Source organism: Lawsonella sp., assembly GCF_011525565.1.
GTDB classification, from domain to species: Bacteria; Actinomycetota; Actinomycetes; order Mycobacteriales; family Mycobacteriaceae; genus Lawsonella; species Lawsonella clevelandensis_A.
This window is the reverse complement of the sequence record NZ_WVRS01000001.1, coordinates 226329-250597: the sequence shown is the minus strand read 5'-3', so window position 1 is coordinate 250597 and position 24269 is coordinate 226329. Positions and strand designations below refer to the sequence as shown.

At 50.5% G+C, this 24269-nt stretch carries 23 protein-coding genes; 17 read left to right on the top strand and 6 right to left on the bottom strand.

Annotation, left to right across the window (positions count from 1 at the left end):
* Positions 1-3 precede the first annotated feature (3 nt).
* The 4 genes from dxr to map all read left to right on the top strand — a co-directional run bounded on the left by dxr (position 4) and on the right by map (position 4542).
* Entirely contained in the window at positions 4-1173 is a 1170-nt protein-coding gene (gene dxr / locus QZV76_RS01165) for a 1-deoxy-D-xylulose-5-phosphate reductoisomerase (protein ID WP_290595405.1), read from the top strand.
* Positions 1170-2405: an RIP metalloprotease gene (locus QZV76_RS01160; protein ID WP_290595404.1), complete on the top strand. Its 1236-nt coding sequence runs from the start codon at positions 1170-1172 to the stop codon at positions 2403-2405. The genes dxr and QZV76_RS01160 overlap by 4 nt, the downstream gene beginning before the upstream one ends.
* Positions 2406-2496: 91 nt before the next feature.
* On the top strand, positions 2497-3603 hold the full coding sequence (ispG, locus tag QZV76_RS01155) for a flavodoxin-dependent (E)-4-hydroxy-3-methylbut-2-enyl-diphosphate synthase (RefSeq protein WP_290595651.1): 1107 nt from the start codon (positions 2497-2499) through the stop codon (positions 3601-3603).
* Between the two features lie 51 nt (positions 3604-3654).
* On the top strand, positions 3655-4542 hold the full coding sequence (map, locus tag QZV76_RS01150; RefSeq protein WP_290595403.1) for a type I methionyl aminopeptidase: 888 nt from the start codon (positions 3655-3657) through the stop codon (positions 4540-4542).
* Positions 4543-4620: 78 nt separating this feature from the next.
* On the opposite strand, the gene QZV76_RS01145 is transcribed toward map, so the two are convergent.
* The 3 genes from QZV76_RS01145 to QZV76_RS01135 form a co-directional block, all read right to left on the bottom strand.
* Positions 4621-4935 (bottom strand): hypothetical protein, encoded by a 315-nt coding sequence (locus tag QZV76_RS01145; RefSeq protein ID WP_290595402.1) that lies wholly within the window; start codon positions 4933-4935, stop codon positions 4621-4623.
* Between the two features lie 20 nt (positions 4936-4955).
* Complete coding sequence (locus QZV76_RS01140; protein ID WP_290595401.1) at positions 4956-5507, bottom strand: alpha/beta fold hydrolase; 552 nt, start codon at positions 5505-5507, stop codon at positions 4956-4958.
* Between the two features lie 207 nt (positions 5508-5714).
* Positions 5715-7142 carry a mycothione reductase gene (locus QZV76_RS01135; protein ID WP_290595400.1) on the bottom strand — a complete coding sequence of 476 codons (1428 nt, stop codon included), beginning with the start codon at positions 7140-7142 and terminating at the stop codon, positions 5715-5717.
* Between the two features lie 259 nt (positions 7143-7401).
* On the opposite strand from QZV76_RS01135, the gene QZV76_RS01130 reads away from it, so the two are divergent.
* Positions 7402-8886, top strand: a complete 1485-nt coding sequence (locus QZV76_RS01130) for an MFS transporter (RefSeq protein ID WP_290595399.1) — start codon at positions 7402-7404, stop codon at positions 8884-8886.
* Between the two features lie 83 nt (positions 8887-8969).
* Positions 8970-10703, top strand: a complete 1734-nt coding sequence (locus QZV76_RS01125) for a proline--tRNA ligase (protein WP_290595398.1) — start codon at positions 8970-8972, stop codon at positions 10701-10703.
* A gap of 95 nt (positions 10704-10798) precedes the next feature.
* Here the strand turns inward: QZV76_RS01125 and QZV76_RS01120 are convergent, their stop codons facing one another.
* Positions 10799-11434, bottom strand: coding sequence for a ferritin-like domain-containing protein (locus tag QZV76_RS01120; RefSeq protein WP_290595397.1), 636 nt, complete (start codon positions 11432-11434; stop codon positions 10799-10801).
* Positions 11434-11811 (bottom strand): hypothetical protein, encoded by a 378-nt coding sequence (locus QZV76_RS01115; RefSeq protein ID WP_290595396.1) that lies wholly within the window; start codon positions 11809-11811, stop codon positions 11434-11436. Before QZV76_RS01115 ends, QZV76_RS01120 begins: the two co-directional genes overlap by 1 nt.
* A gap of 252 nt (positions 11812-12063) precedes the next feature.
* Between QZV76_RS01115 and rimP the strand changes: the two genes are divergently transcribed.
* The 11 genes from rimP (at position 12064) to rpsO (ending at position 23412) form a co-directional block, all read left to right on the top strand.
* Positions 12064-12660 (top strand): ribosome maturation factor RimP, encoded by a 597-nt coding sequence (gene rimP / locus QZV76_RS01110; RefSeq protein WP_290595395.1) that lies wholly within the window; start codon positions 12064-12066, stop codon positions 12658-12660.
* Positions 12661-12663: 3 nt separating this feature from the next.
* Positions 12664-13680, top strand: a complete 1017-nt coding sequence (gene nusA, locus QZV76_RS01105) for a transcription termination factor NusA (RefSeq protein WP_290595394.1) — start codon at positions 12664-12666, stop codon at positions 13678-13680.
* A 68-nt stretch (positions 13681-13748) separates the two neighbouring features.
* Positions 13749-14063: a YlxR family protein gene (locus QZV76_RS01100; RefSeq protein WP_290595393.1), complete on the top strand. Its 315-nt coding sequence runs from the start codon at positions 13749-13751 to the stop codon at positions 14061-14063.
* A gap of 134 nt (positions 14064-14197) precedes the next feature.
* Entirely contained in the window at positions 14198-17014 is a 2817-nt protein-coding gene (gene infB / locus QZV76_RS01095) for a translation initiation factor IF-2 (RefSeq protein ID WP_290595392.1), read from the top strand.
* 173 nt (positions 17015-17187) lie between these two features.
* Positions 17188-17637 carry a 30S ribosome-binding factor RbfA gene (gene rbfA / locus QZV76_RS01090; RefSeq protein WP_290595391.1) on the top strand — a complete coding sequence of 150 codons (450 nt, stop codon included), beginning with the start codon at positions 17188-17190 and terminating at the stop codon, positions 17635-17637.
* Between the two features lie 88 nt (positions 17638-17725).
* Complete coding sequence (locus QZV76_RS01085; protein ID WP_290595390.1) at positions 17726-18736, top strand: bifunctional oligoribonuclease/PAP phosphatase NrnA; 1011 nt, start codon at positions 17726-17728, stop codon at positions 18734-18736.
* A complete protein-coding gene (locus tag QZV76_RS01080; protein WP_290595389.1) occupies positions 18736-20091 on the top strand; it encodes an MATE family efflux transporter in 1356 nt (451 codons plus the stop codon). Before QZV76_RS01085 ends, QZV76_RS01080 begins: the two co-directional genes overlap by 1 nt.
* Entirely contained in the window at positions 20088-20957 is an 870-nt protein-coding gene (locus QZV76_RS01075) for a 4'-phosphopantetheinyl transferase superfamily protein (protein ID WP_290595388.1), read from the top strand. Before QZV76_RS01080 ends, QZV76_RS01075 begins: the two co-directional genes overlap by 4 nt.
* Before the next feature lie 24 nt (positions 20958-20981).
* The gene (truB, locus tag QZV76_RS01070) at positions 20982-21932 is read left to right on the top strand and encodes a tRNA pseudouridine(55) synthase TruB (protein ID WP_290595387.1); all 951 of its coding nucleotides are present in this window, start codon (positions 20982-20984) and stop codon (positions 21930-21932) included.
* A 43-nt stretch (positions 21933-21975) separates the two neighbouring features.
* Positions 21976-22965, top strand: coding sequence for a bifunctional riboflavin kinase/FAD synthetase (locus tag QZV76_RS01065; RefSeq protein WP_290595386.1), 990 nt, complete (start codon positions 21976-21978; stop codon positions 22963-22965).
* Between the two features lie 177 nt (positions 22966-23142).
* Positions 23143-23412, top strand: a complete 270-nt coding sequence (gene rpsO / locus QZV76_RS01060) for a 30S ribosomal protein S15 (protein ID WP_290595385.1) — start codon at positions 23143-23145, stop codon at positions 23410-23412.
* Positions 23413-23568: 156 nt separating this feature from the next.
* Here rpsO and QZV76_RS01055 read toward each other — a convergent pair whose 3' ends face one another.
* The gene (locus tag QZV76_RS01055) at positions 23569-24060 is read right to left on the bottom strand and encodes a phosphoribosyltransferase (protein ID WP_290595384.1); all 492 of its coding nucleotides are present in this window, start codon (positions 24058-24060) and stop codon (positions 23569-23571) included.
* Positions 24061-24269: the final 209 nt, after the last annotated feature.

Below are 24269 nucleotides of genomic sequence, written 5' to 3'. Positions count from 1 at the left end.
TCAGTGACAGAGCCACGTTCTGTTCTCTTGCTTGGGTCCACCGGTTCTATCGGTACTCAGGCTCTTGATGTTGTTCGCACCAATCCGCATTTATTCACTATTACGGGTCTTGCTGCAGGGGGACATTCGCGTAGATCCATCGATCTTTTATGTGATCAAATTGCCGAATTCGGTGTCACTGAAGTTGCTGTTGCCGATGCTGATGCGGCACAGATTGTACAAGATCGTACTGGCATCAGTGTTCGTGTGGGGGAGAGTGCTGCAACGGATTTGGTCAACACTGTCCCCGCGCATACCGTTCTTAACGGTTTGGTGGGTTCACTGGGACTTGGTCCCACATTGGCCACTATTGCGGCGGGGGAGATTCTCGCATTGGCGAATAAGGAATCTCTGGTAGCAGGTGGTGAGCTTGTTATAAAGGCAGCGCAGCCAGGACAGATTGTTCCAGTAGACTCTGAACATTCTGCTTTTGCACAGTGTCTGCGCGCAGGACGTACACATGAGGTAGCGCGACTAGTTCTTACTGCTTCCGGCGGTCCGTTCCGGGGATGGACTCGCGCACAATTGGAATCAGTGACTCCCCAACAAGCAGGTGCTCACCCCACGTGGAGCATGGGTCCTATGAATACCCTTAACTCTGCCACTTTGGTGAATAAAGGGCTGGAGCTTATTGAGGCACGTTTACTGTTCGGGGTGGACTACGACAATATCCAGGTGGCAGTGCATCCGCAATCGATCGTTCACTCCATGGTGACATTCTGCGATGGCTCTACTATTGCCCAGGCTTCTCCACCGTCTATGAAGATACCTATCGCGTTGGGAATGATGTGGCCGAATCGTGTTTCGGAGGCGGCTCCCGCGTGTGATTTCAGCCAGGCTCAAACATGGACTTTTGAGCCTTTGGATAATGAGGTTTTCCCTGCTGTAGAACTAGCACGGGAAGCAGGACGAGCTGGTGGAACGATGACAGCCGTCTATAATGCCGCCAATGAGGAGGCTGCGGCAGCGTTTTTAGCAGGGAACTTATCATTCCCCGCGATCGTTGACACAGTAGCGGATGTCCTTTCTGAAGCTGACCAGTGGACAACCACCCCAGCCTGCGTCGATGATGTTCTCGCCGCAGAAGCGTGGGCCCGTGCTTGCGCACAGCAGAAGCTCCAGGAGCGTTTATGAGTTTTGCCCTCGGTATTATCCTCTTCATTCTCGGTATTGCGATTTCTGTCGCTCTACATGAAGCAGGACATTTACTGACTGCCAAATGGTCGGGAATGCGAGTTCGCGCCTACTTTATTGGCTTTGGTCCCACACTCTTTTCGTGGCATAAAGGCGGAACCGAGTACGGTTTTAAAGCTCTCCCACTTGGCGGCTATTGCGATATCGCCGGTATGACCATTCTGGATGAGGAGCTCACGGAGGAAGAAGCTCCCGACGCTATGTATAAGAAGCCGGCATGGAAACGCATCATTGTAATGCTGGGCGGTATCATCATGAATGTCTTGCTGGGAATTTCTCTTATATGGGTGGTAGCTGCCGCCTGGGGACTACCAAACACGAATTCTCCCATAGTGACTCGTGTCGCTGCGACCACGTGCGTAGCTGATCAGCATAGTGATGGTTCCGTCGCAAAGTGCTCTGGGAACGGCCCTGCTGCAGCTGCTGGTATTCGCGCGGGAGACATCATTACGCATGTTAACGGGCATAAAATTCAGAATTCCGCGCAGGTTATTTCCCTTACCCAGTCCGCCACCACAGATGTGGAATACACAGTAATGCGTGACGGTAAGACATATACCTTCCATGTTCATCCGGAGCAGGCGTTTCGCCTCGTGAAAAAACCAGATGCTGGTAAGGATGACAAAGGTACGCTCACTAAAGTTGCTGTTGCTGGCGTAAGCGTTCGAGAAGAACCGCTAGAGCCAATACGACACTATAACGGAGCCACCGCATTCCCCGCGGCGATGAAATTCTCGTGGGAAATTAATGGGGCTATTGCTAAAGCGCTTGTCCATATTCCAGCCCAGATCCCCGGACTTGTTAAAGCCATTTTTGGGGGAGAGCGTTCCGCAGATAGCCCCATGAGTATTGTGGGGGCATCTGTTGCAGGTGGCGATGCGCTCGCTTTTGGGTCCTGGTCAGTATTTCTTATGCTGCTGGCGCAGATTAACTTCTGTCTTGCACTCTTCAACCTCATTCCGCTGCCCCCATTGGATGGTGGCCACGTTGTCGTTGTTCTCTACGAGAAAATCCGTGATGGTATCCGTCGTCTAGAAGGTAAAGATCCTAAGGGGCCAGCTGATTATTCCAAGCTTATGCCCCTTACCACCGTTGTCGTGGGGTTGCTTGTCCTGCTGTTCATTGTGACAGTGGTAGCGGATGTTGTGAACCCTGTTCGGCTTATGCAGTAGAGATCTGCAGCGACTAGCATTAGAGAGTAGCGCAGAAGGGCGCTTTACGCCTTTCGAGAGGAGAGTCATCGTGACTGATGTGAATCTGGGTATGCCCGAAGCCCCGGCACCGGTGCTTCATCCCCGTCGAAAAACTCGCCAATTAATGGTGGGAAATGTTGGTGTAGGCTCCGATTTCCCTGTCTCCGTCCAGTCGATGACAACTACTCGGACGCATGATGTTACTGCAACGCTGCAGCAGGTTTCTGAGCTTGCGGCAGCCGGCTGCGATATTGTGCGCGTGGCCTGCCCCCGACAAGAAGACGCAAATGCATTAGCGGCAATTGTGGAGAAAAGCCCCATACCGGTTATTGCTGATATCCATTTCCAACCACGCTATATTTTTGCTGCTATTGATGCAGGCTGTGCAGCAGTACGCGTCAATCCCGGCAACATTCGCGAGTTCGATGGGCGTGTGAAGGAAGTTGCTACGGCAGCTAGTGCTGCTCATATTCCTATTCGTATTGGTATTAATGCTGGTTCCCTCGATAAAAGACTTCTTGAGAAATATGGGAAAGCTACTCCGGAAGCGCTTGTCGAGTCTGCATTGTGGGAGGCAAGCCTGTTTGCAGAGCACGACTTTCACGACATCGTTATTTCAGTGAAACACCATGATCCTGTCACCATGGTACGTGCCTATGAATTGCTTGCCGCCCAATGTGATTACCCGCTGCATTTAGGTGTTACTGAGGCAGGTCCTGCTTTCCAAGGTACGGTTAAATCCTCTGTCGCCTTCGGCACTCTGCTCTCACAGGGAATTGGCGATACTATTCGTGTCAGTCTCTCAGCACCGCCAGTGGAGGAGATTAAAGTAGGGGAGGCCATCCTGCGTAGCCTTAATCTTCGCCCTAAGCGTCTAGAAATTGTGTCGTGTCCTTCATGTGGACGCTGTCAGGTTGACGTTGTAAAACTGGCTAATAAAGTCGAAAATGGTCTCAAAGACGTATCCTTCCCGTTGCGCGTGGCGGTTATGGGTTGCGTTGTGAACGGTCCTGGCGAAGCTCGCGAAGCTGACCTGGGCTGTGCGTCAGGTAATGGTAAAGGACAGATTTTTGTGAAAGGTAACGTCATTAAGACTGTACCCGAGCAAGAAATTGTTCCTACTCTTATTGAAGAAGCCCAGCGCATAGCCGATGAACAAGGCCTTACCGAGCAATAATGCCACTGCCCACACCGTACCTACACACACTCAATTGGTAGAGGAATATTTATGACTCGTGCACCCCTAAAACCTGGTAAACCTACCCCCATCCGTACTGTTCCCGCCGATATTGAACGCCCGGAGTACGCATGGAAAGACGATGTTCAGGAAGCCATCGGCGAACCGTATGTACAAACCCCTGAGGTTATTGAAGCAATGCGGGAGGCCTCCACGATTGCTGCAGATGCGTTGCAGGCTGCCGGTGAAGCGGTTGCTCCCGGTGTCACAACGGATGAGGTAGACCGTATTGCTCATGAGTACATGTGCGATCATGGTGCTTACCCCTCTACGTTGGGATACCGAGGATTCACAAAATCCTGTTGTACATCCCTTAATGAGATTGTGTGCCACGGTATTCCGGACTCTACAGTGATCCAAGAAGGGGACATCGTCAACATTGACGTCACCGCCTTCAAAAATGGTGTTCACGGAGATACAAACGCAACATTTTTCGCTGGTGAACCCAGTGAAGAACATCGACTACTTGTTGAACGCACCCATGAAGCTATGTGGCGTGGCATTAAAGCTATTCGTCCGGGACGCCAGGTAAATGTTATCGGCCGAGTCATTGAATCCTATGCGAAGCGCTTTGGATACAACGTGGTCAGGGACTTCACCGGACATGGGGTAGGCCCCACTTTCCACAATGGTCTGGCTGTTCTGCACTACGATGAACCCGCCATTACCGATGTGATGGAACCCGGAATGACACTCACCGTGGAACCGATGATTAATCTCGGCTCGCTAGCCTACGATATTTGGGATGACGGATGGACTGTCCAAAATCGGGATCACCAGTGGACCGCACAGTTTGAGCACACCATTCTTGTCACAGAAGACTCCTATGAGGTTCTGACGATCCGTTCAGATGGTAGCGGTGACCCTGCGCACCTCTAAATACGCATCTTTATAACGAAACAGACAGGCTAAGGGCACATCGAGTAGTTTTCTCGATGTGCCCTGCCCTTTTATGGTTTATTTCCGCGCTTCTATCTGGCAATTGGGTTGAGCTCCCCGATGAGTAGCATGCGCTAAAGCCCAACGGATAACGTGGAGTGCACGGTAATCCATATGCGTATCAGAGTGCCCTATCTTCTCGGAAGCCGGTATGTTGCACAACTGTTTAATGTTGATGTTATAAACAGTTGCTCCTTTTACCGGATCAGTAATGAATCCTGACTGCCACGGCGTTGCTTGATTATCGTCCGGGGTAACCATCACAACATACGTAATGCCAGCCACTGTATCTTTGTGCGTGTTGAGGTTGTTGATGAAGGGGGAACCTACCATTTGGTCATAGACGGCAGGACCTACAATGGAGCGGCAATAATGGGGAAGAGATGTGGCATGGCTTCTTCAACAATTTTGGAAGCGCCCATGAGTGTTGTGCCCTGATGGGTTCCAGCAAGCATCATGGCGATACGTACGTCTTTGCCGCCATAGCGAGTAATACGGTTACGGATAATGAGACCGCCTTGTGAGTGACCGATAAGGTCAACTTTTTTAGCTCCGGTTTTTCTTTTTACCTTTTCGATGAAGGCATTAACCTGGTCGGTGGTCTCATCGACGTGGGCAGTTCCGTAATACTCTGGTTTTATCAGGGTATAGAGATTGTCATTATGGCCAGCGTCAATACCGAAAACGCAATATCCTCTGTCGTGCAGCATCTGAGTAACGTCAATTTGGCTCAATTGCCGTGAGAACGTTCCATGAATCATGATGACCGGGGTGGGGTGCTGGGAGGAACGACAATCCCAGTGGTTGAGGATGGTAGGTAATCCGTCTTTTGTTGTGGGTACTGTCTTTTGATCGATAGCAGTACTGGTTATGTTTGTGGTGGTAGTGGCTTGCGCCGTAGGCATGTTAGCTGACGGGTATATGCACACTAGCACTAGAGAAGCGAGAACTGTGCACATTCTATGTGAAAGGCGGCTATTTGTCTGTGAGAGGCGACTATGGAACATGGTTACTTTCTCCCGTAGTTGAACCTTTCTACAAAAGTATGGTCACCAGTTATTTCATAGTGTGCTGAGTGTACTGGTGGCCATACTGTAGAGCTATCTCACATGTTACTGGAGCTCAAGGCCGAGTAAAGCGTTCTCGATAACTTCAGTCAGCGCAGGGTGAATCCAGTATTGACCGCGTGCCATATCGTTAACTTTCAGTCCGAAACTCATTGCCTGGATAAGCGGCTGGATGAGGAGGCTAGCCTCGTGTCCCAAGATATGTGCGCCGAGTAGCTCACCGGTTGCTGCATTGGCAATAAGTTTGACGATCCCGTGCTGGTCCTCCATCGCCCAGCCATAGGCAACGTCACCATACTTTTGCACCTTGACGGTAACGGGGAAACCTTCCTCCGCGCCTTTCTTACGAGCCTGTTCTTCAGTAAGACCCACATTGGCGATTTGTGGATGGGTAAAGATTGCTGCCGGGACTACACTGTGTGGCATTTCTTGGTAGTCGGCAGGGGAGTCTGCCATAAGGTTGTGCTGGACAGCGCGCATTTCCGCGTTAGCAACGTGCTTAAGTTGGTAGGGAGAGGAGATGTCACCAAAGGCCCACACATCGGGTGCAGTGGTACGCCCGTACTTATCGACAACAACGCGTCCCCTTTCAACCTTCACACCGGAACCATTGTCGAGGCCAAGGCGGTCGGTGTTAGGGGTACGTCCGGTAGCAACTAGGAATGCGTCACCGGTAACAGTGCTGCCGTCTTCAAATGTAATGGTGGTTTCGAAGTAGGAAGACCCATCTTCACGCTGCTTCTCCACCTGGTCGATAGCTGTCGTTCCCTGCCCTAAACGGACATCCCATTTCTCCCGAGCGATCTCAGTAAAGAGCTCAGATAGTTCATTATCGAGATGTTTAAGGAGCACAGGGGAGCGGCCGATAAGGGTTACTGTGGAGCCCATACCGGAGAAAACATTGGCGAATTCTGTAGCAATATAGCCGGATCCAAGAATGACGAGGTGTTCGGGCACTCGGTCAATACGCATAATATTTTCATTGGTGTAGTACTGCACACCAGACTCAGCGACAAGTCCGGGGATAGCGGCACGTGAACCAGCCGCGAGAACAACACGGTCAGCGGTGATCTCATGGGTATCAGTACCATTGCGATCTGTTACGCGGAAACGTTTCTCACCAATAAATTCAGCATGACCGTAAACATCGATATTGTTGCAGTCTTCTACACGGTAGCGTTCGCCGGCAGCGGCGATGGGGTCGATACGGTTCCAGACACGGTTGACGATCTCATCCCATCGAATGTTGTTAACGTGGGCATTGACGCCAAGGCGGTCGATATCGTAGAGGTCATGAATACGGTCTGCAGGGTAGACGAACATTTTAGTGGGGATACAACCGACGTTGAGGCATGTACCGCCAAAGATTTTGTCTTCGCATAAAGCAATCTTGAGATTGTCGAATCGTTCGTCAAAGAGTGAGTTACCGGATCCGGTTCCAATGACGACGAGATCATAATGTGCTGCAGCCATTATCCATCCTTGTGAAATGAGAGTGTCAACAACGCTAGGGGAAGTTTCTCGCCAAAACGAGAGGTGTTACCTCCATGGTATACATCAGAGAAGGGTGTTTCGTCTCACAAGTGTTTTCTATAAGTGTGATTAGTTCATAACCATGTCGTGGCATGTGCAATTCAAATAGGGATTTTCTGTAAAAGACCGATAGTGTAGTGATAATCAGTTTGTTCCCACTATCTTCACTGTAGAAATCCTGAAAAGGAGTTCTCTTTCCATGACTGACGCCCCGCAGGCGGCTGCGCCACAAGAAAAAGTAAGTGCTTTTGGCCTGCCTCTATTAGTTCTTTCACTCCTCCAATTCATGGTGGTTGTGGATGGCACCGTCGTCAATCTGGCACTCGCACCTATTCAGCGAGAACTAGGACTTTCAGAATCAGCAAGTTCTTGGGTTATCACAGCGTATGCCCTTGCCTATGGTGGTCTTCTCCTCCTTGGTGGCCGTATTGGAGATGTCTTAGGGCGTAAACGAGCATTCCTCATTGGAGTGGGAACCTTCACCGTGGCCTCCCTGCTATGTGGTCTTTCCCGTTGGCCTATCATGCTCATACTGTCTCGTGTCCTGCAGGGCCTCGGGGCAGCGATTGCATCACCGTCAGGTATGGCGCTTATTGTGGTGACCTATCCCCCCGGAAAAGCACGGAATCAAGCTTTCGCCGTATGGTCTGCCATGACGGGATTGGGCTCAGTTTTTGGTCTGATTATTGGTGGTGCCCTCACTAGCATCTCCTGGGAATGGATTTTCCTTATTAATGTGCCCATTGGGATTTTTATCGTCATTGCTGGCCACTATGTGCTGGGTGCAGTAGAAGGACAGCGAGTACCACTGGATATATGGGGTGCTATCCTCGCAACCTTGGGGTCTACCGCACTTGTTTTAGGTTTGACGAGTGCTGGTAAAGGTGCTTCAAATCCTGTTTTTATTGTCGCTATGCTTGTCGGTATTGCATCCCTCGGGGCATTTTTCATTACTCAAAAGCACACGGAGAATGGAGTTCTTCCACTTAGCCTTTTCACTCGCCGGGATCGCGTGTTCACATTTATCGCGATCTTTTTGCTAGGCGCAATTATGACTACGGTAGCTGTTTTCGTCGCGCTCTACGTACAGACCATTCTGAAATACACCACACTGCGCGCTGGACTAGCTTTTATACCGTTTGCCTTTGCACTTGCTCTTGGTGCTGCTACAGCTTCCAAAATATCGATGAAGTGGGCTCCCCGGTGGATCATTTTGGCGGGTTGTATCTTTATGGTTATCGGCTTTGGGTGGGGGACTGCCATTAGCGAAGAGTCCACATTCTGGGCTGACATCTTCCCACCCACATTGATCATTGGCTATGGAGTTGGATTAGTCAGTATTGCTCTTACGCTTTCTGCCGTGGCCGGTGTGAAACCCATTGATGTTGGCCCGTTGACTGCCATTTCTTTAGTTGCACAAACGCTGGGTGGACCTATTGGTCTTGCATTTGCTGGCGCGTTGGCACAGTCCTATACGCGCCATCATGGGGGAGCAGATATCCCCGTAACAGAGATGAATTCTGTGCAGTTGCATGCACTTGGTGAAGGGTATCTTCTCACTCTTTTCGTGTGCTTGGGATTAGCGGTTGTTATGGGAATTCTTAGCGCACTCTTTATCCGTTTCACTGTTCCCGACGTTGTGGAGGGGCAGAAAGCTAATGAGGCAGCTAACGATCTTCCGTAATTGTGCACTCTAGGCGGGTCTCTTTCAGTTTGTTCTTGATGGCCTAAAGTGTGTCTTACGTGCAAAAGGACTAGGCTAACTCTGTGATCACCAGAATGTCGACGCTATTTTTGCGTACCCTCCGAGAAGACCCCGCCGACGCTGAAGTTGCTAGCCACAAATTGCTAGTCCGCGCCGGCTACATCCGCCGCATTGCCCCCGGTATTTATTCTTGGCTACCGGCTGGTTTACGAGTTCTCCGCAATATCGAGAAGATCGTGCGAGAAGAAATGGACGGCATTGGAGCTCAACAGATTGAACTCCCCGCCTTGCTACCACGTGAACCATATGAGACCACCCACCGGTGGACGGAATATGGGTCAGCATTATTCCGGCTGAAAGATCGTAAAAATGCCGACTATCTCCTAGGGCCCACGCATGAAGAACTTTTCGCGCTGACAGTGAAGTCACAGTGCACCTCGTACAAGGATCTTCCTTTGGTGCTTTACCAAATTCAAACGAAGTACCGTGATGAGGAACGACCCCGCGCCGGTCTGCTCCGCTGTCGCGAATTCGTTATGAAGGACTCCTATTCCTTTAACGTTGACGATGCTGGCCTAGAAGCAGCCTACCAAGCACATCGTGGTGCCTACCAGCGTATTTTTAACCGGCTTGGGGTGGAATACGTTATTTGCACGGCCATGTCTGGGCCGATGGGGGGATCTGCCTCGGAGGAATTCCTGGCAGTATCACCGGCTGGCGAAGATACTTTCGTCCGCTCCACTGAATCAGATTACGCAGCCAATGTAGAAGCTGTACGTATTCCTGCTCCACCGGAACAATCCATTTCTGATCACGCAGAGATGATTACTGTGTCAACTCCGCACGCCGGTACTATTGAGGAACTCGTCACCTGCCTCCATGAAGCTGGGCATACGACGGTGACGGCAGACCATACTCTAAAGACACTCATGGTTAAAACACGTCAACCAGGCGGAGAGTGGGTACCAATGGGTATTGGTATCCCAGGTGATCGTGAACTTGAGCAGAAGCGTCTAGAAGCTGCTTTCGATCCCGCTGAAGTAGCGCTTTTCGAGGCAGAAGATTTCGCTAAGTACCCCTTCATCAAGAAGGGCTATATTGGGCCAATTGAACTGCTTAACAATGACATTGAGTACTATGTTGATCCCCGTGCAGTAACAGGTACTTCCTGGGTTATTGGTGGCGGCGAAGTGGATACTCATCGTCTTCATGCAGTCGTAGGTAGAGATTTCATTCCTACAGGTGTTTTAGATGTTGCTACTATCCATGAAGGCGATCCCGCCCTCGACGGAAACGGCACATTAACACTGGCTCGCGGTATCGAGATTGGACATATCTTCCAGCTTGGCCGCAAATACACTAACGCTTTCGATATTGACGTCTTGGGTGAAGATGGTAAACCCCAACGCGTCACTATGGGATCCTACGGTATTGGTGTATCGCGTTTGGTTGCTGTTATTGCTGAACAGTCCCATGACGATAAAGGGTTGCGCTGGCCAGAAGAAGTTGCTCCATGGGATGTCCACGTTGTTATCGCTAATAAGACTGAAGGCGTAGCTGAAGCAGCAACTGACATGGCAGAACAGCTATCCGATGCCGGATTGGAAGTACTCCTCGATGATCGAAAAGCCTCACCAGGAGTGAAGTTTAAAGACTCCGAGCTACTCGGTATGCCGCACATACTTGTTATTGGCCGCGGCTGGGCCAACGGCAAGGTGGAACTGCGAAACCGTCTTACCGGGGAATCTGAGGAAATGGATCCAGCAGATGCTCTCGCCGTGCTTACCAACCGTTAGTATGACCCGGTAGTCCGATCTTTAATACGAAAAATCATTGTTGTGGTGTGTCTAGTAATAAGACACACCACAACGCATATTTTCTTTTTGCACTTTTACCGGTCTGAGAGGGACGAAGGAGACACCTTATTCGAGGGCGTCATAGTTGAAGACATCATAGTAGTCGATGATGGTGTACTGAGTACCGTCCTATCATTCTCCGGTGACGTAGTTGTCGAGTGAGATGAAATAGTCGGTAGTGTCGGCGAAGGCTGTGCCCCCGGATCCACCTCGTGAAGGTCGTTACCCTTCGAACGATGCAGCCCGGGAAATGCATCGACACTAGGTGTAGTACCAGCTGCAATACGCCAGCGTGCCGTCCATTCTGCAGTATGCAGAAGCGCCCGCATGGCTAATTGACGACCATCTGGCGTAGAGCACTGCTGTAAAGCATTCACCCAAGCAATGGAACAGTCATCTTCAATTCGGGCAGCTAATTGCATAGCGGTAAGGCTATCCCACACTTTTTTAGTGGATGTATAAGCCACTTCCGGTTGCGGGAGGTCCTCATCTGAGGACTCAATAATGTGGATAATACGATCACGCCGGGCACGATGTGCTGACCATACAGTGGCAACGGAGGAATTGTAGGTATCGGAGACATAGGCCGATACAACACCGTAGCCAAAAATAGCTGAATATTCGCTGCGGAGTGCTTCACCGAGAGCTTTGGCATCAGTATCAGAGGCCATTAGAGCACCACCTTTGCAAGAGCATTGCATGAGGCAGCAATACTGCCAGCTAGACCTGCTCGATAACCAGTATTGTCAGCAACAATGTTAAGCGCTTCCTGCGATGCTTTGAGGAGATGCTGCTGTAGCAGTTTTAGTGAAACAGGAGATTTTTGGGAGATATGCGGAGGCTCAGAAGGAGCCTTCCATAGCTTCTCCTGCCTTTTAATTTCTTCTTGCAGAGCCTCAATATGGCGTTTCCGCACAGTAATAATATTTTTTGTGTGGGAAGAGAGGGTAGTAAGGCTAAGAGCTGCGTGAACATCGCATTGTGCGCTATACAACAATTGATAGAGCGGATCAGCAGTATCGTGTTTGCCAAGGCTGCACCCGGCCATAAGGGGAGTAAAGCCTAGTGAAACCGCACCTAATAGAAATTTTCTTCTATTACAGTGAAGCGCCAATGAACTGTCACACAATTCCATTGGTGTGTTCATTGGCGTGTTGGCCGCTTGTTGTACATTTATAGTCACGTTATTTATTGTGCCAGAGTTGTCGTGAGAACTGCGTGTCTGGGTAAGACAAAAGATGCGAACTTCCTCCCGAAGATGGGTATCCTAGAGACGATAACACAATCGAAAGAAGGCAGAATGCCCCCCTCCTCGTCTGACGAGGCCACTGGCCTCTCCACCGAAGATTCCGTGGCAGATATCGTAGCTCCGGTGCTCAGTGAGCATCAGGCGGAACTTATTGATGTTGCGTTCCGCCGTGAAGATGGTCAACGCATTATTGAGATCTGTGTTGATGACGATTCTGAGTGTGGTCCCTCTCTTGACACTATCGTGGCATTATCCGAGATACTCTCTCAGGTACTTGATGCACACGATAAAGGTTCTGCACCCTATCTTTTGCAAGTTACTAGTCCGGGACTAGACCGCCCTCTTACTCGTGTGCGACAGTGGCTTCGGAATCGTGGTCGTCTTGTCACCATCGATACAACAGATGGGGAGTCGCTACGTGGACGTATCGGTCCTGTACGTGATAACGCTGTTGTTATTCTTACTGTTCCGACAATGAAAAAGGGACAGCGGATTAATCCCAAACGTCTTACGGTACACACTGTGCCATTTACCTCGATTGCGCTAGCAATGATTGAGTTTGAATTCTCCGAGCCCTCTGACGTGGACTGGGAGATCGTTATGGACGATGACAAGCTAGCCGCATTTGTCCACCAGGAAGGAAAGTAACAAGTGGATATTGATCTCGCTGCATTGCGCATGATTGAGGCTGACAAGGGAATTCCTGTCAAAGACATGATTGACACTATTCGACAAGCATTATTAAGTGCTTATCGGCATACAGAGGGACACCAGCCACATGCATCGATTGATATTGATGAAAAGACCGGTGCTGTTTCTGTCATCGTTAAAGAAATTGATGAGGATGGTGCTGTCATCTCAGAATACGATGACACTCCTCGCAATTTTGGTCGAGTAGCAGCTACAACTGCTCGACAAGTTATCCTGCAGCGTCTGCGTGATGCTGAAAATGATCGCACCTATGGTCAGTATGCTGCGCAGCAGGGTGAGATTGTTGCTGGTGTCGTACAACGAGATGCGGCTGCTAATAAACGTGGCATGGTGGTTGTGCAACTTGGTACTGAGCTTGATTCACAGGAAGGTATTCTTGCCCCCAGTGAACAAGTCCCAGGTGAAAGCTACAACCATGGCGATCGTTTGAAATGCTTTGTGGTGGGGGTACGTCGGGGAGCTAATTCAACACAGATTCTTCTTTCACGAACACATCCCAATATGGTGAGGGAACTGTTCCGCCTAGAGGTTCCTGAAATTGACGCAGGTGAGGTGGAGATTACGTCCGTCGCCCGTGAAGCTGGGCACCGTTCAAAGATCGCTGTGCGCTCTTTGAAGGATGGCATTAATGCTAAAGGTGCTTGTATTGGCACTATGGGGCAGCGTGTCCGTAACGTTATGCGTGAACTGGGAGGCGAGAAGATCGACATTATTGATTGGGACGAAGATCCTGCAGTATTTGTTGGTAATGCACTGTCTCCCGCGAAAGCTCTTTCCGTCACTGTGCTAGATGAGGAAACTAAAGCAGCGCGTGTTGTTGTCCCCGATTATCAGCTTTCTCTTGCTATCGGTAAAGAGGGGCAAAATGCACGTCTGGCGGCCCGGTTGACAGGGTGGCGTATTGATATCCGATCTGATGGCGTCACAACAGAGCCTCCGGAGCATGCTGAACTCTAGTTTTAGCGCATTATTAGCCAGACATATCGAAATTCGAGGATTTACCACGGAATTCGATAGAATAGCCTGTGGCTATATGTAAAGTTCATCGTCCTACCCGTATGTGTATTGTCACGCGGGAAAAACGAGAGTGTGCGGCGCTGTGGCGTTTTGTTAGCAGGACAAATGCTGGCGGAACAGAGTTAGTGTTTGATCCACAAGCCGTGCTTCCTGGTAGGGGAGCATGGATTCTTTCGGATCAGCATGTCTATGAGCTCGCGTTACAACGACGTTCATTCCAACGAGCTTTACGAGTGCAAGGAATGCTGAACACCGATGCTGCGACTCAGGCAGTATCAGAATGGTGTAGCACCCTAGACGAGGAGGTTCACTCGTATGAGTGATACCTCGTCAGTAGATATGAAAGTGAGACAAACCCCTGATGAGTACACCGTGAAGTCACTACGATGAACGGCAATCACAGTAATCATTGAGGTCGAGCACCTTTTCGGCGCTTGGCCTCTGAGTGAGGAGAAAAGTGGCTGGAAAGGCCCGTGTCCACGAGCTTGCAAAAGAGCTCGGAGTTACATCCAAACAACTTTTAGAGACCCTGAATGAACAGGGTGAATTTGTTAAGTCTGCGAGTTCCACCGTCGAAGCTCCAGTTGCGCGACGTATCCGCAAACTATTTGCTGGTAAAACAGCACAAGCAGAAAATACCGATAAAACAGCGGAAAAAACGTCTTCACGTGCAAAACCTGCTGCGGCGAAGAAGTCTCGTAAAACTACCAGCAGTACGAATTCTGTTTCGCCTGCTACGGTAAGCGCTGCTAAACCTGCTAAACCCGGTGCAGCCAAGAAACCTGTTCCGAAGCCCGCACCGGCTAAGGCCAGTAGTGTCGCAAAAACTGACGCTGCTAAAACATCACGAAAGCCAACTCCTGCAACTGCGGCTAAGAGCGCTGTCAAAACAGCTAAAGCTCCTAAACCTGGTGCAGCTGCTAAACCGCGTGGTTCGCATCCTTCCCCCGCAGCTGTCGCAAAAGCTGCGGCACGTCGTCCGCATGTTGCTAATAACCCATTCTCTACACCGGATGAGCACCCCGCACCCCGTCCTATGCCACGTCCGGGTGGTCGTGGTGGACGTCCCGGTTCACAGGGTGGACAAAATAATCAAGGTGGACGTTCCGGCGGTCAGGGTGGTCGTTCCTCCCATAACCGCGGGAATCGTAATGGTGGGGAGAATCGTCGTTCCGGTCGTTTCCCCACGCCTACCGTCATGCCTCGGCATTCAGAAAATCCTGACGCTCCACGCTCACATTCTGGTGGTCGTGGTGAACGCGGTGGCGGTTTTGGTGGCCATCATGGCCCGGGTGGACAGCCCAATTCTGGTTTTGGTGGCGGTTTCCGGAGTGGTCGTGGTGGACGCCGCGGCGGTACAGCAGGTGCTTTTGGACGCCCCGGTGGCGGTCCCCGGCGAGGAAAGAAGTCGAAGCGTCAGAAGAAGCAAGAGTATGAAGCAATGCAGGCACTATCAGTGGGTGGAGTGCGGCTTCCTAAAGGAAATGGCGAAGTTGTTCGTCTTTCCCGCGGTGCTTCACTAGCTGATTTTGCGGAAAAGATTGATGCTAACCCAGCATCTCTCGTGCAGGTTCTTTTTAACCTCGGCGAAATGGTGACGGCTACCCAGTCCGTCTCTGACGACATCTTGGAGCTGCTCGGCGACGAGATGAATTTCAAGGTTCAGGTTGTGAGCCCCGAAGATGAAGATCGCGAACTTCTTGAGTCCTTTGATCTTCAGTTCGGTGCCGATGAGGGCGACGATGATGAATTAAAGCGTCGTCCACCTGTTGTCACCATCATGGGCCATGTTGACCACGGCAAGACCCGTCTGTTGGATACCATTCGTCGTACTAATGTAGGTGAGAACGAAGCGGGTGGAATTACCCAGCATATCGGTGCTTACCAGGTACGTCTGCCGATGGATGGACGCACTCGCGTTATCACTTTTATTGATACCCCAGGTCACGAAGCATTTACCGCTATGCGTGCACGTGGTGCTAAATCTACAGACTTGGCTGTTATTGTGGTCGCTGCCGATGACGGTGTTATGCCGCAGACGGTGGAAGCTATTAACCACGCGAAGGCTGCGGATGTTCCGATTGTCGTTGCTATTACGAAGATCGATAAGGAATCCGCCAATCCGGATCGCGTACGTGGCCAGATGACCGAATATGGTTTGGTGCCGGAGGAATACGGTGGCGACACAATGTTTGTCGATATTGATGCCAAGCATGGTGTCAATATCGATAAGCTCCTAGAAGCTATCCTCCTTACTACTGATGCCACTTTGGATTTGCGTGCTAATCCGGATATGCCCGCACAAGGTGTGGCTATTGAAGCCCACCTCGACCGTGGACGTGGTCCCATGGCTACGGTGCTGGTACAGCGAGGAACCTTGCATATTGGCGATTCGATTGTGGCTGGCGGATCCTATGGTCGCGTTCGTCGTATGGTTGACGAATACGGTAATGATCTTGAGAAAGCTAAGCCGTCTCGCCCTGTACAGGTACTTGGTCTCACCAGTGTTCCCGGCGCAGGCGACAATTTCCTCGTCGTTGAAGAAGATCGTATCGCTCGCCAGATCGCAGAAAAACGCGACGCACGCAAACGCAATGCCCTTGCTGCCAAGACCCGCAAGCGCGTCAGCCTGGAAGATCTCGATGAAGTCTTGAAGGAGACCTCGAAACTCAATCTCATCCTCAAAGGTGATAATTCCGGTACCGTTGAGGCTCTGGAATCTGCCTTGCTGGATATTGATGTTGACGACGAAGTTGAACTCAATATTATTGACCGCGGTGTTGGTGCTGTTACCGAAACTAACGTCAGATTGGCGCAGGCTTCAGATGCTGTCATTATTGGCTACAACGTCCGTGCGGAAGGCAAAGCAACAGAAATTGCCAACCGTGAAGGTGTAGAAATTCGCTACTACACCGTCATTTACGAGGCTATTGATGAAGTTGAGAAGGCTCTTAAGGGTCTCCTCAAACCCATCTACGAAGAGCATATTATTGGCCATGCTGAAATCCGTGCTCTCTTTAAGTCCTCCAAGGTCGGTACAATTGCTGGTTGTATGGTCAAGGACGGTATCGTGCGTCGTAACGCGAAGGCACGTATTGTTCGTGACGGCAATGTGGTGTGCCCGGAAACTTCTGTTAATTCACTACGTCGTGAAAAAGACGACGTTACAGAAGTTCGTGAAGGTTTCGAATGTGGTCTTACCGTTGGCTACTCCGATATTCGGGTAGATGATGTAATCGAGATCTACGAGATGGTGGAAAAGCCGCGCGACTAGTCTGACTAGTGTGACTAGCCTGATCGTATAGCTACATACCGCATACAGTTAGTGCATAGTGGATGAACGCCCTTCCGTATAGTGAAGGGCGTTCATCATGCGGTGATGGGCTTTCATCATGAGCTTGGGTATTCTCAAAGGTAAGAATTAACTATTGATGTGAGGAGGGCCTTATGACATCATCACCTCGTGCACGCCGTTTGGCGAAACGAATCGGTGAAATTGTGGCTACTGCGATCGACCGAGAAATTAAAGACCCTCGCTTGCACTACGTCACGATTACCGATGTTCGCCTGACCGGTGATTTACACGATGCCACCGTGTATTACACAGTGCGTGGTGAAACGCTCGATGAGCGTCCTAACGTTGCGGCCGCTGCAGCAGCATTGGATAGGGCAAAAGGGCAGTTGCGCACGCTTGTCGGTAAAGGAACGGGGGTACGTTTTACCCCTACCCTTAGTTTTGAGACAGATACTGTACCCGATGCAGCACTGCATATGGAGGAGCTTCTTGCGCGAGCTCGTGCAGCAGATGCCGCAGCGGCGAAAGCTCGTGAAGGTGCATCCCCGGCAGGAGATGCGCATCCCTATCGGGTAGATGGTGCAGAAGACGATGAAGAATAGTTAACTGCATTCGCAATTGTGAGTACTGCACGTAGGTAACACGTAGTACAGATACACAGTACAAATACACAGTACAGAAAGGTAATCTGTGACAGCACGGAACATCTCTATTACTGACGCGGCTCGCCTTTTTGCTGAGAATGCTCACCGTATTGCTGTTATTGGGCATGTTAATCCTGATGCTGATGCTATTGGGTCGGGATTAGCAGTGGTTCACGCTGCCCATCTCTTGGGTAAAGAAGCATGGTTGAGTTTTGCTTATCCTGATGAGACTCCCGAGACTCTCCGCATATTGCCAGGTGCAGACACTATTGTGCGGCCATGCGATATGCCGGATGATATCGATTTTGTTGTAGTTGTTGATTGCGGTTCGGCCGATAGGATGGGTGTACTCCACCATCTAGCGGAGAAAGTTCCCTATACGCTCATTATTGATCATCACCGTTCCAATGACGGATTCGGCACCCATAGCGTTATTGTTCCTCGTGCCGATGCAACAGCACAGCTTATTCTCGATTTTCTCGATGCTTTAGGAGTTGCCTTAACTCCTTCTATTGCGTCGTGTCTTTTCGCTGGGCTCCTCACCGATACTGGTGGTTTCCACTGGGGGAGTGCCCGCGCTCATGCTGATGCTGCCCGCTTAGTAGAAGTTGGTATTGACGCCGATAGTCTTACTCGACAATTGATGGATACGCGCCCTTTTAGCTATCTGGAGCTTTTGGGAACGGTGCTGCAAACAGCAACATTATTACCCGATGCGGGGAAAGGCCGCGGGCTTGTCTATGCCACAGTTCCGCATGACGTATATAAGAATGCCCGACCCGAGGACGTACAGGCACTTATTGATGTTGTTCGTACTACCGGTGAAGCAGAAGTGGCACTTGTCATGCGGGAAATGACTTCAGGTGTATGGACAGGTTCTTTGCGTTCTCGCAGTCTTGTTAACGTAGCTGACATTGCTCGCCATTTTGGGGGCGGTGGGCATCGGCAAGCAGCCGGGTTCACTGTTACCAGTAGTTTGAACGATGTCCTTCACACAATTCTTCGCATATTAGACAATCCGCCTCTCCATGACGGGTATCGGGCTTTAACGCCATAATGAATTCTTCTGTATCACTCAATTCTTTTCGTAAGCTTGTACCACAGTTGCTGCGTCTAGCACTCCCGGCGCTTGTCGTACTAGCTGCGGAACCGCTGTATGTCTTATTTGATACAGCATTGGTCGGTCACTTAGGTGCTATTCCACTGGCTGCTTTATCTGTAGGCGGTACAGTATTGGCTGTTGTGTCGTCACAGCTCACTTTCCTCTCCTATGGAACTACTGCTCGATCAGCTCGCTACCACGGGGCGGGAAAACCTCAACTAGCACGCCAAGAAGGTGTCCAAGCTAGTTGGTTAGCTATTTTTGTTGGTCTTGCCATCCTTATCCTTATGCAGGTGTTTCTTAATCCACTTACGAAACTTCTTACCGGCGGGGGAGAACTTGCTAGCGATACTCTTAGCTGGTTGCGAATAGCACTTTTTGGTGTTCCCTTTATCCTGCTATCCATGGCGGGAAATGGGTGGATGCGCGGTGTTCAAGAAGTACGTCAACCCCCCATTTTTGTTGTCGTGGGATTTGGTGTTTCTGCTATCCTTTGCCCTGCTCTTATCTACGGATGGGGATTCCTGCCCTCTATAGGTCTCAAAGGATCAGCATGGGCAAACGTTGTAGGACAATCTCTAACAGGTATTCTCTTCACCATTGTCTTGATTCGCTCCGCCCACCGCTACCATCTTTCGTGGAAACCCAATCGGGAGATTATCCGCCAACAATTGCGCATGGGGAAGGATCTCATTGTTCGTTCACTCGGATTCCAGGTGTGTTTTCTCTCCGTTTCTGCGGTAGCCGCTCGCATTGGCGCAGAAGCTCTGGGAGCACACCAAATTGTGTGGCAGATATGGGTCTTTACATCACTACTACTAGATTCTGTGGCCGTCGCTGCACAATCATTAGTAGGGGAGTCCTTGGGAGCGCATCGCACCACTGAAACGGAACAGCTAGGAAAGCATATCGTCGCGAGCGGCACAATTATTGCAGTCGTTATCGCAATTATTTATGCCGCACTCTACAACGTTATTCCTCGCATTTTTACCAGTGATAGTGCAGTACTTAACTGCGTTGGTATTCCCTGGTGGTTTATGGTGTGTCTACTCCCCGTGGCCGGTGCCGTATTCTCCTGCGATGGAGTCTTACTAGGTGCCGGAGATGCTGCTTTTCTCCGTAATGTGACGGCAGGGGCAGCGTTTTGCTGCTACCTACCCATGATCTGGTTAAGCTACAGCTTCCACTGGGGATTAGCCGGTTTATGGGGAGGATTTGTCCTCTTCATCATGGTGCGCGCAGTAGCAGGACTTATCCGGCAATGGCGCGGAAAATGGATCATTTACGGCACCCCGGAAGAACTCGCGTGAGCATAGTGGTAGCACCGTCACCGGAACAGCACCCATTCGAGCGCCTTTATACCCGCCTTTGCGATATTCTTGGTGCCAACGGTAGCAGTCTCAGTAGCACCCCCAGTAATGACGTTGTAGGTAACTACAGCTGCGATGACAGTACTTTTACTCCCTCGCAGGCTGACGCTCAGTGGGCTCTCGCACGTATTCCGCTAGAAGAACAAGCCCTCGTAGAACATGCAGTACCAGCTCGCCAATGGGAATTCGCCCGAACCCGAGAGCTTGCCCATTCCGCCCTCACGCAATTAGGGGAACCATCAGCAGTAGTACTGCGAGACAGTAAACGTGCCCCACTATGGCCAGAAGGTATCACCGGTTCACTAACCCACACACGAGGACTCCAAGCAGTACTAGCGGCTCACCAAGGAAATATTCTGTCTATCGGCCTCGACGCAGAAATTGCCCAACCCCTCAGTCCAGACGTGCTGCGTACCGTCACCACCCCGCAAGAACGCCTCCTGCTACAGCAGCAAACAGCACAGCTCCCACTAGGCATCGTCCTGTTCAGCGCTAAAGAATCCCTCTACAAAGCCTGGTATCCACTAACACAAGAATGGCTAGGGTTCACAGACGCACACCTAGAACTCACCACACAGAATGTGTCATCACACCACCACAGCACCACACCCACAGCAGCAACAATAAAGGAAACAAGAGAGATAAGAGGGTCAGGAACTTTTGTCGCACGCGTTCAAACACCTGTTATTGAACGCCATCGACAGAAATCCCCAATGAGTCAATACTTCGCAGAATGCACAGGACTATGGGAAGTCGGCGACGGAGTCATCATCACCGCACTAGTTGTGACAACACCCAGATTATGAAGACACCCAGGTAAACTAACCGGTATGTCTCGTCGCCCCGTCTCACTAGCCCACTCAGGTCTCGTTATCGTCGATAAACCTGCCGGTATGACCAGCCACGATGTTGTCTCAGTACTGCGCCGGGCTTTTCAAACACGACGAGTAGGGCATGCTGGAACACTCGATCCGGCAGCGACAGGTGTTCTTGTTGTAGGGATTGAGCGTGGTACGAAACTTCTGCCGTTTCTCGTTAAAGATTCGAAAAGCTACCAGGCCACAATTCTTATTGGACAAGCTACCTCCACAGAAGATGCGGATGGGGACGTCACTGTAACGGATTCGCGAGAACACTTAGATCGTCTTACTGAAACTGATCTTCATACTGCTGCAGCACAATTGACGGGTGACATTGAGCAAGTTCCATCAGCAGTATCCGCTATTAAAGTGAACGGTGTTCGGGCATACCAACGAGTGCGGCAGGGAGAAACTGTCGATTTACCGCCCCGGCCTGTACACATAGATGAGTTCACACTTTCTCATATTCGAAGAACACCAGAAGGCTGGTGGTTGCTGGATGCGGTAGTGAGTTGTTCCTCCGGCACCTATGTGCGGGCTTTGGCTCGCGATCTGGCTGCTGCGGTTGGTGCGCATGCTCATCTGACGGAACTTAGGCGTACGCGGGTGGGTGCTTTTGATCTCAGCTGTGCGCAACCATTAGATGTTTATCGTGATGCTATAGAGTCTGGTACTTATCCTTCCCTGACTCTGGATCTGGACGCAGCGACGCAGATGGGACGAGAGACTCGTCACCTTTCAACCGAGGAAGCGACTAAAGTCGCGTTAGGTCAGCGTATTGCCCCCAACGGAATGTCTGGAATTTATGCCGGTGTTGATCCTGATAATCACACAATTGCCCTGCTAGAAGAGGAAAAAGACGCTAAAGGGATCCGTATTGTGCGATCTGTATTCGTAGCTCGCCCGGCTACTTTGCAGTAATGACCAATTCCCTCCACTGCCCACTACCTATTACCCTTGTAGTGTGCATATTTGGCAAGGTGTAGAAAACTATCCGAGTGATCGGGGACACAGTGTTGTCACCATTGGTGTCTTTGATGGAGTGCATAGGGGACATGCTCAATTAGCGCATGCTGCTGCTGACTATGCGGCGAAGCATGGAGTTACTGCTCTTATGTTGAGCTTCCATCCTCACCCTTCCTCTGTAGTGGGTAAGGGTATTGCGCCCCTGCGGCTATCCACGATTGATTTTCGTGCACAGCTTGCACAGGAGAATGGTATTGACGACTTTGTCGTACTGAATTTTACGCCGGAGCGAGCAGGGCAGGAACCGGAAGATTTTGTTAAAGAGGTACTTGTTGACCGCCTGCATGCCGTTCACGTTGTTGTGGGGGAGAACTTTACTTTTGGTGCGCGAGCTGCAGGGGCTCCAGAGACTCTTGCTACTTTAGGGGAGAAGTACGGTTTTACTACTGAAATTGTTCCTCTCTTACAAGAAGACGGGCACACTGTATCCAGTACGTTTATTCGCCAGTCGCTAACAGAATCACGTATACAGGACGCTATTAAAGCGCTTGGGCATCTTCCTCGGGTAGAAGGGGAGGTTGTCCATGGGGCCGGTCGTGGCGGTCGTCAACTTGGTTTTCCCACTGCGAATATCAGTTTTGCCAGTGATATAGCTCTTCCCGCCGATGGTGTGTACGCCGGGTGGTTTGCTGTTACTGATAAGGAACCCATTGATGGTTCTATGGAACCTCGAAAGTGGTATCCCACAGCTGTATCAGTAGGAACTAACCCAACATTTGATGGTGCTGTTCGCACTGTTGAAGCATTCGTTCTTGATGAGGATGCTGATCTTTACCATCGATATGCGGTAGTAGAGTTCGTTGATCGAGTTCGCGGTATGGAAAAGTTTGATTCTGTCGATGATTTGCTGCAGTACATGAATCGTGATGTGGCAAAAACACGGGAGATTCTTCATAATTCGACAGTTCATCCCACCAAGTTGAACTGAATATTTCACTAAAGCTAGCGGAGCTGAGTTCGCTTTTTAACACTTTTCCCTGATAGACTCACACAGCGGTGTTCACTGTGGTTCGTGGCGGTGCACCACCTTCTTCGCACTACCCTTTGTAGTACTGCTAAAGAAGGCTCTTTTGATACACGACACTGAAAAACAAGGAGTAATCTCGTGGCCCTTTCGTCCGCTGAGAAGAAAGAAATCCTCGCCGAGTACGGTCTGCATGAGACTGATACCGGTTCTCCGGAGGCCCAGGTGGCTCTCCTGTCGAAGCGTATTGCTGACCTGACTGAGCACCTCAAGGTTCACAAGCACGATCACCACTCTCGTCGTGGTCTACTGCTTCTGGTTGGTCGCCGTAAGCGTCTACTCAAATACCTTGCTGATGTCGACATCGAGCGTTACCGCTCCCTGATCGAACGTCTGGGACTGCGTCGTTAAGCAATAAGCGCTAATAGACGTTATTACCGTAGGAGACCCCTTTACCACCGCATATAGCGGGTAAAGGGGTCTCCTACATTTATATGGGATTTACATGGGAACATGACAAAGGGATGGGAGCCACGTACGTGGCTCCCATCCCTTTTAAAAAGTGTTTTAGACGCCTTCTGGGAAATCTACAGGAGGCATTGTTGACCAGGGGAAGTTAATCCATCGGTCAGTACGCTTCCAGACATAGTCGCACTTAACAGTGGAATGAGGTTTCTCAAAGACTACGGCGCAGCGCACATCAGCTACGTAATCTTGTACGAAGTCGTACACAAAACGAAGAGTTGCTCCAGTATCTGCAACATCATCAGTGATAAGGACACGCGCACCTTGTAACATGCCCGGTTTCGGTACAGGAGGAAGCATAACGGGAAGATCCAAACGCTCATTAATGCCCGTGTAATATTCCACGTTCATAACATGGAGATTTTTGACGTTGAGAGCGTATCCCAAAGCACCTGCAACAAAGAGGCCACCACGTGCAATAGAGAGAATGAGATCTGGTCGGTAGGAGTCGTCAGCGACCATATGCGCAAGCTCACGAGATGCAGAGCCAAAGCCTTCCCATGTCAGTACTTCACGATCGGGCATGTCAGTCATGGTGTAGCCTTTCTGATGTGGCGTGCATTGCGGGGTGTGAACACACGCGGTCTTCTCGTGTTGACTCTCGAGCACATAGGTAGGGGCGAGAATCGTATAGATTATTTACGTTATAGTATGCCTGAAAAGCAGTATAAGCACGTAATAACAAGGGCGTGACTTATAGCACGTGTTCTGTAAGAGGGATATCTTGCTCTGGCCAGGTGTGA

What these genes read in the sequence shown, in the direction of transcription:
- QZV76_RS01160 (WP_290595404.1), top strand. Translation starts at nt 1,170, where the DNA reads ATGAGTTTTGCCCTCGGTATTATCCTCTTCATTCTCGGTATTGCGATT.
- ispG (WP_290595651.1), top strand. Translation starts at nt 2,497, where the DNA reads ATGCCCGAAGCCCCGGCACCGGTGCTTCATCCCCGTCGAAAAACTCGC.
- map (WP_290595403.1), top strand. Translation starts at nt 3,655, where the DNA reads ATGACTCGTGCACCCCTAAAACCTGGTAAACCTACCCCCATCCGTACT.
- QZV76_RS01145 (WP_290595402.1), bottom strand. Translation starts at nt 4,935, where the DNA reads ATGGTAGGTTCCCCCTTCATCAACAACCTCAACACGCACAAAGATACA.
- QZV76_RS01140 (WP_290595401.1), bottom strand. Translation starts at nt 5,507, where the DNA reads ATGCCTACGGCGCAAGCCACTACCACCACAAACATAACCAGTACTGCT.
- QZV76_RS01135 (WP_290595400.1), bottom strand. Translation starts at nt 7,142, where the DNA reads ATGGCTGCAGCACATTATGATCTCGTCGTCATTGGAACCGGATCCGGT.
- QZV76_RS01130 (WP_290595399.1), top strand. Translation starts at nt 7,402, where the DNA reads ATGACTGACGCCCCGCAGGCGGCTGCGCCACAAGAAAAAGTAAGTGCT.
- QZV76_RS01120 (WP_290595397.1), bottom strand. Translation starts at nt 11,434, where the DNA reads ATGGCCTCTGATACTGATGCCAAAGCTCTCGGTGAAGCACTCCGCAGC.
- QZV76_RS01115 (WP_290595396.1), bottom strand. Translation starts at nt 11,811, where the DNA reads ATGGCCGGGTGCAGCCTTGGCAAACACGATACTGCTGATCCGCTCTAT.
- rimP (WP_290595395.1), top strand. Translation starts at nt 12,064, where the DNA reads ATGCCCCCCTCCTCGTCTGACGAGGCCACTGGCCTCTCCACCGAAGAT.
- rbfA (WP_290595391.1), top strand. Translation starts at nt 17,188, where the DNA reads ATGACATCATCACCTCGTGCACGCCGTTTGGCGAAACGAATCGGTGAA.
- QZV76_RS01080 (WP_290595389.1), top strand. Translation starts at nt 18,736, where the DNA reads ATGAATTCTTCTGTATCACTCAATTCTTTTCGTAAGCTTGTACCACAG.
- truB (WP_290595387.1), top strand. Translation starts at nt 20,982, where the DNA reads ATGTCTCGTCGCCCCGTCTCACTAGCCCACTCAGGTCTCGTTATCGTC.
- QZV76_RS01055 (WP_290595384.1), bottom strand. Translation starts at nt 24,060, where the DNA reads ATGACTGACATGCCCGATCGTGAAGTACTGACATGGGAAGGCTTTGGC.